The 14,306-nt window shown below is 61.2% G+C and carries 13 protein-coding genes and 1 pseudogene; 4 read left to right on the top strand and 10 right to left on the bottom strand.

The window, feature by feature from the left end:
* Window positions 1-20: 20 nt before the first annotated feature.
* The 7 genes and pseudogenes from B0G74_RS09420 to B0G74_RS09390 all read right to left on the bottom strand — a co-directional run bounded on the left by B0G74_RS09420 (window position 21) and on the right by B0G74_RS09390 (window position 8,405).
* A complete protein-coding gene (locus B0G74_RS09420; RefSeq protein ID WP_132374550.1) occupies window positions 21-1,058 on the bottom strand; it encodes a zinc-dependent alcohol dehydrogenase family protein in 1,038 nt (345 codons plus the stop codon).
* Window positions 1,059-1,130: 72 nt separating this feature from the next.
* The gene (locus B0G74_RS09415) at window positions 1,131-1,730 is read right to left on the bottom strand and encodes an acetate uptake transporter family protein (RefSeq protein WP_132374549.1); all 600 of its coding nucleotides are present in this window, start codon (window positions 1,728-1,730) and stop codon (window positions 1,131-1,133) included.
* A gap of 58 nt (window positions 1,731-1,788) precedes the next feature.
* Window positions 1,789-3,763, bottom strand: a pseudogene (acs, locus tag B0G74_RS09410) (acetate--CoA ligase).
* Between the two features lie 276 nt (window positions 3,764-4,039).
* The gene (locus tag B0G74_RS09405; protein WP_132374548.1) at window positions 4,040-5,239 is read right to left on the bottom strand and encodes a fatty acid desaturase; all 1,200 of its coding nucleotides are present in this window, start codon (window positions 5,237-5,239) and stop codon (window positions 4,040-4,042) included.
* A 342-nt stretch (window positions 5,240-5,581) separates the two neighbouring features.
* Window positions 5,582-6,364, bottom strand: coding sequence for an ABC transporter substrate-binding protein (locus B0G74_RS09400; RefSeq protein WP_132374547.1), 783 nt, complete (start codon window positions 6,362-6,364; stop codon window positions 5,582-5,584).
* 283 nt (window positions 6,365-6,647) lie between these two features.
* The gene (locus B0G74_RS09395; RefSeq protein WP_132374546.1) at window positions 6,648-7,520 is read right to left on the bottom strand and encodes a manganese catalase family protein; all 873 of its coding nucleotides are present in this window, start codon (window positions 7,518-7,520) and stop codon (window positions 6,648-6,650) included.
* A 417-nt stretch (window positions 7,521-7,937) separates the two neighbouring features.
* Window positions 7,938-8,405, bottom strand: coding sequence for a sensor histidine kinase (locus B0G74_RS09390; RefSeq protein WP_132374545.1), 468 nt, complete (start codon window positions 8,403-8,405; stop codon window positions 7,938-7,940).
* Between the two features lie 131 nt (window positions 8,406-8,536).
* On the opposite strand from B0G74_RS09390, the gene B0G74_RS09385 reads away from it, so the two are divergent.
* On the top strand, window positions 8,537-8,953 hold the full coding sequence (locus B0G74_RS09385) for a response regulator (RefSeq protein WP_132374544.1): 417 nt from the start codon (window positions 8,537-8,539) through the stop codon (window positions 8,951-8,953).
* A 43-nt stretch (window positions 8,954-8,996) separates the two neighbouring features.
* Here B0G74_RS09385 and B0G74_RS09380 read toward each other — a convergent pair whose 3' ends face one another.
* Entirely contained in the window at window positions 8,997-9,920 is a 924-nt protein-coding gene (locus tag B0G74_RS09380; RefSeq protein ID WP_132374543.1) for a LysR family transcriptional regulator, read from the bottom strand.
* Between the two features lie 116 nt (window positions 9,921-10,036).
* Here B0G74_RS09380 and B0G74_RS09375 point away from each other — a divergent pair, with 116 nt between their 5' ends.
* Window positions 10,037-10,894, top strand: coding sequence for an oxidoreductase (locus B0G74_RS09375; protein ID WP_132374542.1), 858 nt, complete (start codon window positions 10,037-10,039; stop codon window positions 10,892-10,894).
* A gap of 158 nt (window positions 10,895-11,052) precedes the next feature.
* On the opposite strand, the gene B0G74_RS09370 is transcribed toward B0G74_RS09375, so the two are convergent.
* Window positions 11,053-12,270, bottom strand: a complete 1,218-nt coding sequence (locus tag B0G74_RS09370) for an MFS transporter (RefSeq protein ID WP_132374541.1) — start codon at window positions 12,268-12,270, stop codon at window positions 11,053-11,055.
* Window positions 12,271-12,383: 113 nt separating this feature from the next.
* The gene (locus B0G74_RS09365) at window positions 12,384-12,818 is read right to left on the bottom strand and encodes a helix-turn-helix domain-containing protein (protein ID WP_132374540.1); all 435 of its coding nucleotides are present in this window, start codon (window positions 12,816-12,818) and stop codon (window positions 12,384-12,386) included.
* Between the two features lie 157 nt (window positions 12,819-12,975).
* On the opposite strand from B0G74_RS09365, the gene B0G74_RS09360 reads away from it, so the two are divergent.
* Both B0G74_RS09360 and B0G74_RS09355 read left to right on the top strand, forming a co-directional pair.
* A complete protein-coding gene (locus B0G74_RS09360; RefSeq protein WP_132374539.1) occupies window positions 12,976-13,974 on the top strand; it encodes an aldo/keto reductase in 999 nt (332 codons plus the stop codon).
* Between the two features lie 14 nt (window positions 13,975-13,988).
* Complete coding sequence (locus B0G74_RS09355; protein ID WP_132374538.1) at window positions 13,989-14,300, top strand: high-potential iron-sulfur protein; 312 nt, start codon at window positions 13,989-13,991, stop codon at window positions 14,298-14,300.
* The last annotated feature ends 6 nt before the right edge of the window (window positions 14,301-14,306 follow it).

Below are 14,306 nucleotides of genomic sequence, written 5' to 3'. Positions count from 1 at the left end.
GACCGATGCATCGCGGCGCGCTAGGCGGCGATGATCACCTTGAGCGCGCGGGTGTCGGCCGCGTGCGCAAAGGTTTCATACGCATCGAGGATCTGCTCGAATGTGAAGCGATGGGTGATCAGAAGTTTGGGATCGAGCCTGCGGGAGCGCAACGTCTCCAGCAGCATCGGCGTGCTCACGGTATCGACCAGCCGCGTGGTGATCGTGATATTGCGGTCCCATAGGTGCTCCATGTGAAGGTCCACCTTCACGCCATGCACGCCGACGTTTGCAATCGTGCCGCCCGGCGCGATGATCTCCTCGCACAATTCAAAGGTGGCGGGTATGCCCACCGCTTCGATGGCAGTATCGACGCCACGCCCGGACGTGAGCGTCATGATCGCATTCACTGCGTTGCCGTCCGCGCTGTTGATCACCGCGGTTGCACCGAATCGCTTCGCGGTCTCCAGCCGGTTGTCGTCCAGATCGACCATGATGATCTCGGCAGGCGAATAGAAGCGCGCCGTGAGCAACGCCGCGAGTCCGATCGGCCCGCTACCGACGATGGCTACCGTACTGCCCGGTTCAACCTTGCCATTGAGCACGCCGCATTCGAATCCCGTCGGCAGGATATCGCTCAGCATCACGAGCGCTTCTTCGTCGGCGTTGTCGGGAATGCGGTAAAGACTGGTATCCGCATGCGGGATCCGGACGAATTCGGCCTGCGTGCCGTCGATCTTGTTGCCGAGAATCCAGCCGCCGCTCACGCAATGGGAGTACATCTGTTTGCGGCAATACTCGCATTTGCCGCAAGCACTAATGCATGAGATGAGAACGCGCTCACCCGGCCCGAACGTGGTCACGCCCGGCCCTACCTCGTCGATGACGCCCGTACCTTCATGCCCGAGCACCCGGCCCGGCTGGCAGGTCGCGACGTCACCCTTGAGAATGTGCAGGTCTGTTCCGCAGATCGTCGTCTTGCTGATCCTGACGATGGCGTCGGTGGCCGCGTCGATGACCGGTTTGGGACGGTCTTCAACCGCTTTCTTGCCTGGGCCGAGATAGACCAGTGCCTTCATTTTCGGTAACTCCGGTTGCATGCGCGAGGTGCTGACTCTCGCCTCTTGCGGATTCAGCATCGGTTCGAGCGGTCAGAGCGCGACGGCGTGCCGGCTGAAGACTCGTGGCTCGCCAATCGGCATGACTATCCGGCCGTGCACCTCGTTGATCACATCGGCTGCGGACAGATAGAACGCGAGTGCCGCCGTGACAAGTCCCATGTAACCACCGGCCATTCGCAAGAGAGCCGAACCCGTCCACTCGCCACCCGCCAGCAAGCCGAACGTGATCCACAGCGCCAGAAAGATAGCCTGCAGCGCGCGGGGCGAACGAAACGTGGCCAGCCACATATAAAACGTAAACACGCCCCACAGAAACAGATACCAGCCAACGAAAGCGGCCGGCACTTTATCGTGCAGAAACAGCACGAAGAGCGCGAATGACCACCAGAAAGCCCCGTAGCTTAGAAAGGCCGTCGCGCCGAAGGTGTTGCCGCGCGGCAACTCCATCACGCCGGCAATCGCCTGCGCGGTCCCGCCGTAGGCAAGCGCGCAGGCGAGCACGAGACCCATCGACTCGCCCGAGAACCAGCCGGTGTTGATCATGCTCAGCAGCCACGTCGTCAATGCAAAGCCAGCGAGGCCCAGTGGCGCCGGGTTCGCTAGTGTGGTTCGAATCGGTGCGCTGGCCATGGCCTGCTCCTGAAGAGTAAAACGTTCGTTCCGGCGATCTCGCGACTTTCGCGAGCTATCACCCGAGCTGATCGAGAATCGCCGGATTTTCCAGCGTAGATATGTCCTGGGTGATTTCTTCGCCGGCCGCAAGCGAACGCAGCAAACGGCGCATGATCTTCCCTGAACGGGTTTTCGGCAGATTCTCGCCGAAGCGGATTTCCTTGGGCTTCGCGATTGGCCCGATCTCCTTGCCGACCCAGTTGCGCAGCTCATTCGCGATTCTGATCGCCACGTCACCGGTCGGGCCGCTCGCCCTTCAACACCACGAACGCGACGACGACTTCGCCGGTAGTCTCGTCAGCGCGCCCGACAACAGCGGCCTCCGCAACCAGCGGATTGGCGACCAATGCCGATTCGATCTCCATGGTGCCGAGCCGGTGGCCCGATACGTTGAGCACGTCGTCGATCCGACCGGTAATCGTGAAGTAGCCCGTGTCTTCGTCACGCACCGCCCCGTCACCCGCGAGATACAGCTTGCCGCCGAGTTCTTCGGGAAAGTAGCTCTTCGTGTAGCGGTCCGGATCGCCCCATACGTTGCGCAGCATCGAAGGCCATGGACGTTTGACGACGAGGATGCCGCCCTGCCCGTTCGGCACATCGCGCCCGGTCTCATCGACCACCGCGGCCATGATGCCCGGCAACGGCAGCGTGCATGAGCCCGGCACGAGCGGCGTGGCGCCCGGCATTGGCGCGATCATGTGACCGCCCGTTTCGGTTTGCCACCAGGTGTCGATAACAGGACAATGGCCGTGACCGACGTGCTCATAGAACCATGTCCACGCAGCCGGGTTGATCGGCTCGCCGACCGTGCCGAGCAGACGCAGCGTCGACAGGTCGAAGCGGTCCGGATGAACCTTCGGGTCGGAATCGGCCAGCTTGATCAGCGAGCGGATGGCGGTCGGTGCGGTGTAGAACACGGTCACCCGGTGTTTCGCGATCATCTCCCAGAAGCGGCCGGCGTTCGGCCACGTCGGCACGCCCTCGAACACGACCTGGGTCGCGCCGATTGCCATCGGACCATACGCAATATAGCTATGACCGGTGATCCAGCCGATGTCGGCGGTGCACCAGAACACGTCGCTACGTTTTGCGTCGAAAGTCCACTTCATGGTCTGCGCGGCCCACATCAGGAAGCCACCCGTAGAGTGCTGCACGCCCTTCGGCACGCCGGTCGAACCGGAGGTATAAAGGATGAAGAGCGGATGCTCCGCGCCCACCCATTCCGGCTCGCAAACGTCTGCCTCGGCTTGCGTGAGATCATGCATCCACAGGTCGCGCCCTTCGTGCCACGCGACCTTGCCGCCCGTGCGCCGATAGACGATCACGCTCTTCACCGCGTCGCAGCCGCCCATCGCGAGGGCTTCATCTGCAATGTTCTTCAGAGGCAACGCCTTGCCGCCGCGCATCTGCTCATCGCAAGTGACGAGCGCAATCGCCCCCACATTGACAATCCGTTCATTGAGCGACTTCGACGAAAAGCCGCCGAACACGACTGAATGCGTCGCGCCGATCCGGGCGCAGGCCTGCATGGCCACGATGCCTTCGATCGACATCGGCATATAGATCACCACGCGGTCGCCTTTTTTCACACCGCGGGTTCGCAGCGCGTTGGCAAAGCGGCTCACCTTTTCGAGCAACGCGCGATAGGTGACATGCGTCACAGTACCGTCGTCGGCTTCGAAAATCACGGCGACATGATCCCCGTTACCCGCTTCGACATGGCGGTCGAGACAGTTGTACGAGGCATTTAGGGTCCCGTCTTTAAACCATTCATAGAACGGCGCGCGGGATTCATCGAGAATCGAGGAAAACGGCGTTTTCCATTGCAGCGTTTCGCGTGCGAGACGGGCCCAGAATCCGGTGTAATCGCGCTCCGCCTCGGCAACCAGCGCGCGATAGGCATCCATGCCGGATATCTCGGCGTAAGCCGCGACACTGGGGTGTGGGAGGAATGCCTGTGGCTCCTCCAGAGTCGAATCGGTAGTTGACATCATGTGTTCCTCGCACGCTTTTGCGCGTGCTTGAAAAATGCTTTCCGGCAAGCCGTTGCGCCGCCGTGGCGCAATGACCGGGCATGGCAATAGAAATCGGTGAGGGAGATCGTGACACGAGAGATTGCTTCGTTTCCGGTGGCTGCGCCACGCCAGGACCTTGCAATGACGGTGCACGCGCAGTGACCAGAAGTCGGTACGGTGGCGTACCAGTCTGGGAAATCCGCTTCGCTACGGAGATCGCCGGCCGGGCCGCGATCGATCTAAACCCAGCTATCAACCGTAAAGACGAAGACGTAGCGAAAATTGCCTCAGGGCGTCGATGCGACTTTGTTCCGCACGATGGCACCAGTCCTGCAACTGGCAGAGTAGCTGTTCACGAGAGAGATTCGAGCGCGTCCAGATTGCCGACAGATCCTCGCGCAATTCGACGTAGACACGAAGCGTCGGGGCGTGCTCGTATAGTCCTTTGGGCACCGGTTGGCACGCCTTGGCTTGCCCTGCCTGCCCGTCGTCGCGAAACCAGTGCCTGACGCCACGCATAAGCAGGGCTTTCTCGCGGCGGCTCGTGTATTTCACATGCACCAGTTCCTGCCGGAAGGCACGCTCAGCCGTTCGGGCATAGCTTGCCATCACCTCGAAACGGTTTCGAAGTACAGCTTGCAGCGTGTCGTCGTCGATCTCCGCTTTGCCTTTGACCAGATGCGGCCGCGGCGCCACTTTCCTGACCGTGGCCAGCCCAAGCGCGGAAAGGACGCAAATGTACATCCAACCGATGTCGAACTCGTACCATCGGTTCGACAACTTTGCGGATGTCGCATAGGCGTGGTGATTGTTGTGCAGTTCTTCGCCGCCGATCAGCACGCCGATGGGAATCACGTTCGTGCTCGCATCAGGAGTGCCGAAGTTGCGGTAACCCCAGAAATGCCCCAGTCCGTTGACCACGCCGCCAGCCCAGAAAGGAATCCAAATCATCTGGATGGCCCACACCGACACACCAACGACTCCAAACAACGCAACATCGATCACGATCAGCAGGCTGATGCCGAGGTTCGGATACTTCGCATAGACGTTCCGCTCAATCCAGTCGACCGGCGTGCTGTGGCCGAATCTGCGCAGTGTTTCCTCGTTATTCACTTCAGTGCGATAGAGTTCGGCACCGCCGAGCAGTACTTTCCAGATGCCCTTGATTTGTGGGCTGTGAGGATCTTCTTGTGTCTCGCACTTCGCATGGTGCTTGCGGTGCACCGCAGCCCACTTGCCTGTCACCATGCCGGTCGTCATCCACAGCCAGAACCGGAAAAAATGGCTGACGAGAGGATGCAGGTCGAGTGCGCGGTGAGCCTGGCACCGGTGCAGGTAGACCGTCACACTGACAATCGTGACGTGCGTCGATATCAGCGTAGCCAGCAGGATCTGCCACCCGGAAAGGGCAAGCAGGCCGTCCGAGAGGAATGCGAGCGAAGTACTGAACAAGTTGGCCTTCTTTCTACAGCAACGTAGCGCCGATCCGAACGTTTCGCTGCCGACCAGTCGTATCGCGCAGCGTGCAAGACCTTCAGGATGCCGGAATCCGTAGGAGGCGTCGGTACGGTGCCGCACTGGTTGACAACACTTCGTGACAGGTGCTCGCTTAAGTGGGGACAGCGTGGCGGCAAAAGTGCAGATTCTTCGCTGAAGGTTGCCGCGCACCCGGAGCGAAAAGCCCGGGACCGCAGCAACCCGGCCAGATGCGAGCTTTGCGGGAACTAGGGTGACATTGTCCCTAAGCGGACATTGAACGCGCTGATCCGCCGCGTCCACGCGTTGTGGCCGCGTTCACTGGCCATAGACGTCAAAGTCGAAATATTTTTTCGCGATCCGGTCGTATGTGCCGTCCGCGCGTGTGTCGGCGATCGCCTTGTCGATCTTCGCCTTCAGGTCGGTGTCTTCCTTGCGCAAACCGATAGCAGTGCCGCTTCCGAGCGTCTTTGCATCGTAAAGCGCATTCCCGGCGAACGCAAAATCCTTGCCTCGCGCCGTGCGCAGGAAACCGACGTCAGCCTGCACGGCGTTCTGCAGCGATGCGTCGATGCGGTCAGCGATCAGGTCGGAGTAAACCAGATCCTGATCCTGGTAAGAGACGATCACCGCGCCGACCGGCTCCCAGTAAGTCTTCGCATAGGTTTCCTGGATCGAGCCCTGCTCGACGCCAATTCGCTTGCCCTTCAGCGTTTCCGGCGTCGGCGTGATCGCCGAGCCCTTCTTCGCGACGAGGCGTGTCGGGATACGGAACACCTTCGACGAAAATGCGATCTGCGCCTGACGCGCCGGCGTCATCGACATTGTCGACAGCACGCCGTCGAACTTGCGCCCCTTCAGCGCCGGAATCATCCCGTCGAACGCGTTTTCGACCCACACGCATTTTGCGTTCAGACGACGGCAAATCTCGTTGCCCAGGTCGATGTCGAAGCCAACGAGCTTGCCATCGGTGGATTTCGATTCGAACGGCGGATAGCTCGCGTCGACACCGAACCGCACGGTCGACCATTCCTTCGCGATCGCGTTGCCGGAAGATATGGCCAGCAGCGCAATGGTCAGGCTTGCAAGCAGGTATTTCATGTTTCTCCTTTCATGATTTTTTAAACGAATGAGCGGCGGGCCCCGTTGTCGGAGCCACGTCCGGCGCGCAGCGCCCGCCATTCGACCGTAATTTGTCCGGTCTGACCAATTCATTAAAAAAATCAACTCATGCGTGCGGTGCATGTCAACACGCCACCGGCCGGCGGCCGAGTTCCTGACGCGCCTTTTCATTCCATGACGAGATGAGCGGGCGTCGGACTGAGGCAAGGCCCACGGAATGGAAGGCGCAGCCGTCAGGACGGCTGCGACTTCGCCGACAACGTCAGACAGTCTGACCCGCGCCGAGGTCCGCACCTGTCGTCGGATCCGAAGCCACATCCGACGCCGTTCTCGATGCCATGGCCTGCAACACCTTCACGTCGCGTTGCGATACGTTGACGGTGGCCATGCCGTCACCACCATCCACGGCCGGCTCCGGAGACTCGACGAACTCCCAATCCGGGCCTTCGTTCCATGGCCCACGCGGCGCATCGTCGCCTCGCGACATGTTGTAGTACACACTCGTGTATTGCGGCACGCCAGGGAGCTTGCCCTGCGGAAAGTTTGGCTGGATCGAATGCAACGCCTTCTCGAACGATTTCTGGTGGGCGATTTCTCGTGTCATCAGAAAGCCGAGTGTTTCCTTGATGCCCGGATCGTCGGTGACATTGATCAGGCGTTCATAGACGATCTTCGCACGAGCTTCTGCCGCGATGTTCGAGCGCAGATCGGCCGTCGGATCGCCGATCGTGTCGACATAGGAGGCGCACCAGGGCACGCCGGCCGAATTGGTCAGGGCCGGGCCACCACCGTACAGCAGCGCCGTCGTGTGGGAGTCGTTTCCTCCCCCCGTCATCGAACGATAGAGCTCCGCCTCCGCTTCCACGGCTTCGGCCAGTTGGCCCTTGGCACTTTTGTTCAGCATCGCGACGATCGAGCCAACGATTTCCAGATGGCTCAGCTCTTCGGTTGCGATATCGAACAACAGATCCTTACGGCCAGGATCATCTTCGCCGACCGCCTGGGTGAAGTACCGGCAGGCGGCACCGAGTTCGCCCTGCGGCCCACCGAACTGCTCCAGCAGCAGATTCGCAAGACCCGGATTCGGCGCGGCGACGCGCACGGTGTACTGCAGGCGTTTGTTATGGATGAACATGAGGTTTCTCCGGTAACTGGCAGAAGCAACTCCGTGCGGGTGCAGACGTGGACCTGTTATGTCCCTGTACCTGTCCAGAATCGCATGCGACCATGGATCAACCCGGACAGCGGTGCAACCGAATGGCTGCCCGCACCCAACGGTGGGCGTCCGGCTCTCAGAGCGGACGCTCTGGCGGATGCACGGCGGAAATGCCGTGCATGGCAACGCATTGCCGATCGTTGTTCAGCATGCGCTGTGCCCATCGTGCAAATCCGTTGCTCAACTGGCCATGCGGGGCTAGCACCATGGCTCTGCGGAAAAATCAGCGAGGTGGCGCCGACGCCTCGTGAGTTCAATTGACAGGCACGCCCGCAAGTACAGAAGAGTTATTTACGTGCTCGCCGCCAGGCATTTGGGTAACGACACAGTGAATTGCTACCTGGTGCGCGGCAGTCGTACGGCGAACGCAGTTTCGCCTTGTCCGGAACGCAGTTCGATCTCGCCCCCGTGAGCCTTCGCAATTTCGCGCACGATATACAGTCCGAGACCGAGGTGGCTGTCCTCCTCGTAGCTTTCCGCAGGACCCCCACCGCGTTTCAGAGGCTCAAAAATCTGTTCCATGTCTAACGGCTCAATTGAAGTTCCACTATTGGCGACAACGATACGGACATCCTCCTCCTCACCGGTCACTCGGGGCGCACGTCCCCGTGATTTTTCAAGTTGTGCTTCCCTCGTCTGGGCGGTCGACAGATCCTTCGCCACTGCCTCGAGAATCTGTTGCGCGTGGTCGCGTAACGCCGGGGATTCCATGTTCGCCGCGGCTGGCAACAGGGTGCCGGCGAAAGCCTCCCATTGCGCCAGGATCGCTTCCATGTTCCGCAGGATGAAGTCAGCCAGTCGCATGTGCGCCTCGAATAGTGGCAAAACCTTGAACTGCGCGGTGATGCCACGTCCATGTTACGCGGAAATCCGCCGTGCGATCGGTCCGGGTCCGCCAATTGCGTTCGTCCGCTACACGATCCGGAGAAACGGCGATGAAGCCTGTCCGCTCTCACCACCTACTCATTGCAGACGACGACCCTGCTCTGCTCGCCGCATACGTCCAGTATTTCGAGCTTCACGGCTACGAAATTCGAGCCACACGAGACGGAGTCGATGCGTTATCCGAGTACTGCCGGTGGTTTCCCGCAGTGGTTATTCTTGACGTTCAGATGCCTCGACTCGACGGTCGAGAGGTGGCCAGGAAAATCAGGGGTCTCAGGGGCAAGCCCATACCATTGCTTGTCGCGGTGTCCGGGTTGTCGTCGCAGACCGAGAGGGCCGTATCGCTCAGGTCCGGTTTCGATCACCATTTCGCCAAACCGGCCCAGCTTCCGGTCATTCTTTCCGCGATTGCTTTCCGCTCACGTACCCGCGACCCGGACATCGCCCAGCTTCAGAGCCGTTGTTGACCATCCGTTCTCGGAGCATGCGCACGCCGGCAAGCTCGCAGATTCAACGGGCCGCACGAAGTTCGGACGGCTCGAAATAAAAACTCCTGTTCCCCGCCAGGCGCGCGACCATGAAGTCGATGAATGTCCTCACCCGCAGCGGCTGCTCGGTTCGATGACGATAGTAGATATAGACCGCCTCGCGCTGCGTGACATGCTGAACCAGCAACGGAACCAGTTGGCCGCTCCTGATCGGCGCGATGGCGGAAAAGCTGCCGAGTTGACCAATGCCGAGTCCGGCGATCACGGCCGCCGTCTCGGCGTCGGTGTCGTTGACGCATAGGGCCGTCGCAACGTCGCGGTAGACGATTTCATCCCCGATCAGGAATTCCCACGGGGCCTGCTTGCCCGTGTTCGCGCGCCGGTATCCCGTGCAGCGGTGAGCGTCGAGTTCGTCGATAGTGCGCGGCGCGCCATGGCGCTCGATATAGGCGGGCGACGCGCAGACGATCAACTGGATCGGCAAAAGCCGCCGCGCGATGGCGCCGCCCGACGGCGGAGACCCGCCGCGAAAGCCCACATCGGCGCGATCGTTGATCAGGTCGGTGAAGTGGTCGTCGAGTTGCACGTTCGGATGCAATTCAGCGAATTCCAGAAAGTAAGGCCACAGCACCAGATGCCCTATCGCCCTTGGCGCGCTCACCCGGAGCGGACCCGCAATCTCGGCTTTCGATCGGCGCGCGTCGTCGAGTGCAGACGAGAGGACGGCCAACGCAGGCTTCACGCTGTCGAGCAGGCCCTGCCCCTCCTCGGTCAAGCTCAGCTTGCGCGTGGTTCGATGGAAGAGCCGCACGCCCAGCTCTTTTTCTAGTTGCATCACCGCGTGGCTCGCGGCCTGCGGCGAAATGCCCTGATCCACAGCCGCCTTGCGCAGGCTTCCGAGCTCCGCCGCCCGGACGAATATGGTGATCGCACGAACTTCGTTCACCGCCACCCCCATTAGCAAATAAAAGTTGATTATCAGTCTAGCAATCTACGCCTAGTTCGTGCGAATCAATACTCCTATGATCCGTTCACACCCACCCCAAACGTAGGAGAAGCATCATGGTTGAACTCACGAAGAACAACTTCAAGCGTGTCTGGTTCATCACGGGCGCATCGCGCGGCCTGGGCGCGCTGATCGCCGAGGCGGCCCTGGCTGACGGCAATGCGGTGGTCGCCGCCGGCCGCAATGTTGCGGCGATCGTCGAGCGCCTCGGCGACTCGCCGGCATTGCTGCCCGTGGCGCTGGACGTCACGGACGAAGCGCAGGCGAAAGCCGCCGTTCAGGCCGCGCTCGAAAAATTCGGCCGTATCGACGTTCTCATCAACAACGCGGGATTCGGTTTGCTCGGCGCGATCGAGGAGTCCACCGACGCGGACGTGCGCCGCATGTACGACACCAACGTGTTCGGGCTGCTGACCGTCACGCGCGCCGTTCTGCCGGCGATGCGCTCGCAGCGCGCCGGTCACGTCATCAATATGTCGTCGATCGGCGGCTATCGGGCCGCGGCGGGATTCGGCGCGTACAGTTCGACGAAGTTCGCGGTCGAAGGCTTGACCGAAGCATTGCACGCCGAATTGAAGCCGCTCGGCATTCACGCGACGGTCGTCGAGCCGGGTTACTTCCGGACTGACTTCCTCGATACGTCATCGCTCGTCGTCGCACGCGAGGTCATTGCGGACTATGGCGCGACATCGGGCAACGTGCGTCGGATCGCTGCCAACCTGAACCACAACCAACCGGGAAATCCCGCCAAGCTCGCAGCGGCGATGATCGAACTGGTCGATGCGCAAACGCCTCCACTGCGTCTGCCGCTTGGCACCGATACGCTGAAGGCCATCGCTGACAAGAATGCCTATGTCGCGCAGGAAACCGAAACCTGGAAGGCACTGTCGGCATCGACTGACTTCAACGATTGATAATTGACGCGATCAGATAGACGAGTGCCGGGTGACGGCCAGCAATTCCGTCGGGAAGACAAGCCGGGCGAATTGAGCAATCGAAGCCGTCACCGGCGAGATCGACAAAATAATCGCCGTAGGCAGAGCTCGTCTCGATGAGCGGAGCGAATGGCCTATCAATCACCGATCGCTCTGGCATCTTGCTCCGTGTCCGCTTGCTTACGCATCAGCAGGAGCAACGCAATAAGCACGAGGACTATCGTCAAGCCGACGAAGAGCAGCGTCGCGCGTTGAATGTCGGACATCTGCACGGCGATACCAAGGCCGATCACGGGTAGCGAGATCGCCACATAAAGCACGACGAAAAAGCTGGACGTGACTTCCGCTCGCCGTTGCGCAGGCGCCGCCGCCGCGATCTCGCCCAACCCGGCGCGGAAGCTGATGCCCTGCCCGATGCCCGCCAGGGCCGTGCCGAGCAAAAGCGCCCCGAGCGATTGCGCCGGCACGCACAGGCCGACACACATCAGCCCCACGACGAGTCCAACGCAGCCGGCCGCCTGCCTCCATCGGGCAGTAATGAACGTCTGCACGATCTGTCCGAGGGCGGAGCACGCGAACAGCAGGAACACGATCGCGCCGGTCACGATGCCGCTGTGAAAGCCGAGTACACCGCGAATCAGTTGAGGGGCGACCGCCGCAAAGAAGCCCACCACGACGAAGCCTGCAAAGCCTGCCAGCGCGGCAGGAATAAACGCGGGGCGTACTTCGGCGGGAAGCGAAATTTTCTGGACGCCGAGCTTCACGCGCGAAGGAATCCCAGCGGTCTCCGGCACGCCAAGGACGATCAGTGCGGCGACACCGACGAGCATGAGATGCGCCGCATAAGGCAAGCGCATCGGCAAGGGAAACAGTTCGACGAGGACGCCGCTTAGCAACGGGCCGCAACCCAGCCCCAGCATATTGGAGGCGGTAGCCGCGAGCATCGCTTTGCTGCGCCACGCAGGCGGCGCGAGTTCGATCACGGCGACGGTGGCGGTTCCTGTGAAGATGCCGGCGGAGATACCCGACAGCAGGCGGCCGAGCATCAGAAGCGCCAGCCCGTCGCTGAGCAGGAATGTCAGCGCCGACGCGGCCGACGCACACAGTCCCGCCAGCAGCATGCGACGACGGCCTAGCTGATCGGACCAGTTGCCGACCAGCAGCAGCGCACCCAGCACCCCGATTGCATACGACGCATAGATCACCGTGATGATGGTCGGGGTAAAACCATATTGCAGCTCGTAGTACCGATAGATCGACGTTGGTAGCGTAGTGCCCATCATGTTGATCGCGAACGCCAACGCGACGGCCAGAAATGCGATCGGGGATTGCGGTGCGGCAGAAGCGGCTTTCATGAAACGTCCCAACGGTTGCTCGAACAGTGCGCGCAATTATGGGCAATTTCTCACGACCTTGCTGACAGCTCGACGCTCATGCTGAGCGCCGAGCTCCTCTTGCTACGACTACGCTAAGCGATGGGCACATCACGCGGACGTAGATGATCGATCCGCTTTTCGCCGTGGTCGAACTCGCGGCGCGCCAATTCCATTTCACTCATGTGGGCTTCGACCCAATCCCATATCCCGCAGATCTTGTCGAGCAGGCTGCGTCCCAATGGCGTCAGCTGATAGTCGACTCGCGGCGGAATCACCGGATGCACGTAGCGCGTAACGAGGCCGTCACGCTCGAGTTGCCGCAATGTCTTGGTGAGCATTTTCTGGCTCACGCCCTCCACCACTTCGCGCAGCCGCGAAAAGCGCATCTCGCCGTGCGTGCCGAGCGCGTCGATGACGAGGATCGTCCACTTGTCCGCGATCTGCTCGATGATGTTGCGCGCGAGGTCATCGGTTTTTTTTTGCGGGTTGTCGTGCGCGCAAGCGCCGTCGTAGCAATTAGTTTCCATGGGGAAAGTATGAAACCGTCAGGTGCCTTCTTGTGATCGCCGGATGCCGCTGAAATAATCGGCTCGCCTGCCCGTTCGATGGGCACGTCGCCGTTAGTCAGATTGCATTCGACCCGTATGCGGTGCTTTACGCAGTGCTTTGATTAAAGAGCTTCACATGACTATTGAAACAATCGCAATTGAAGGTTTAACGACCCCCGTCTCACGCATCGGCCTTGGCACCTGGGCGATCGGCGGATGGATGTGGGGCGGCACCGACGAGAAAGACTCGATCGCGGTGATCCGCCGGGCGCTCGACAGCGGTGTCAATCTGATCGACACGGCACCGGTGTATGGCTTCGGCGCTTCGGAGGAGATTGTCGGCAAGGCGCTGGCCGACGGGTATCGGCACAAGGCGGTCATCGCGACCAAGGTCGCATTGGAATGGCACGACGGCGCGGTGTTTCGCAATTCGTCGCCAGAGCGCATTCGTCAGGAAGTAGAGGATACGCTTCGGCGCTTGCGGACAGATTACATCGACCTGTATCAGGTCCACTGGCCCGATCCGCTGGTGCCGATCGAAGAGACCGCCGCGGTGCTCGACGCTCTGCGCAAGGAAGGCAAGGTGCGCGCGCTGGGCGTGAGCAACTTCTCGCCGGCGCAAATGGATGCGTTCCGCCGTGTGGCGCCACTGTCGGCCACGCAGCCGCCGTACAACCTGTTCGAGCGCGATATCGAGCGTGACGTGCTGCCGTATGCGAAACAGCATGGGCTCGTCGCGCTGGCCTATGGGGCATTGTGCCGCGGACTGCTGGCGGGGCGCATCGGCGTCGAGACGCGTTTCGAGGGCGACGATCTGCGCCAGCGCGATCCGAAGTTTCGCGAGCCGCGTCGCGAGCAGTATGTCGCGGCGGTGAAAGCACTGAACGTGTTCGCGCGCGATAACTTCGACAGGTCGGTGCTCGCGCTGGCCGTGCGCTGGGTGCTCGACCGCGGTCCGACGATCGCGCTGTGGGGTGCACGCCGTCCTGCGCAACTGGACGGGATCGACGACGTGTTCGGCTGGCATCTCGACGAGAAGGCGTTCGCGCAGATCGACGCGATTCTCGCGCAGTTCGTCAAGGATCCCGTGGGGCCGGAATTCATGGCGCCGCCGGAACGCGTACTCGTTGCGTGAAGGAGCCATCGATCATGCGAACTCATCGACGCACCTTCATGCTCCGTTCAATCGGTGCCGCAGCGCTCGCGATCACCGGACGCGCTGTCTGGGCCGCGCCCGCGCAACTTCAGGAGAGCGATCCCGCTGCGCAGGCGCTCGGGTACAAGACCGACGCCAGTCACGTCGATCGCTCGAAATACCCCCATTACAGCGACAACCAGCGCTGCTCGAACTGCCAGTTCTTCCAGGGCAAGCCAGCCGACGCCAGCGCGCTGTGTGCGCTGTTCGGCCCGAAGCAGGTGAACGGCGCGGGATGGTGCAACGCCTATCAGGCAAGAACATGAACGGTG

Origin of the sequence: Paraburkholderia sp. BL9I2N2 (genome assembly GCF_004339745.1) — a bacterium.
Taxonomy (GTDB): Bacteria; Pseudomonadota; Gammaproteobacteria; order Burkholderiales; family Burkholderiaceae; genus Paraburkholderia.
Note: the sequence above shows the minus strand (reverse complement) of the source record. Positions and strands in the feature narration are given on the sequence as shown.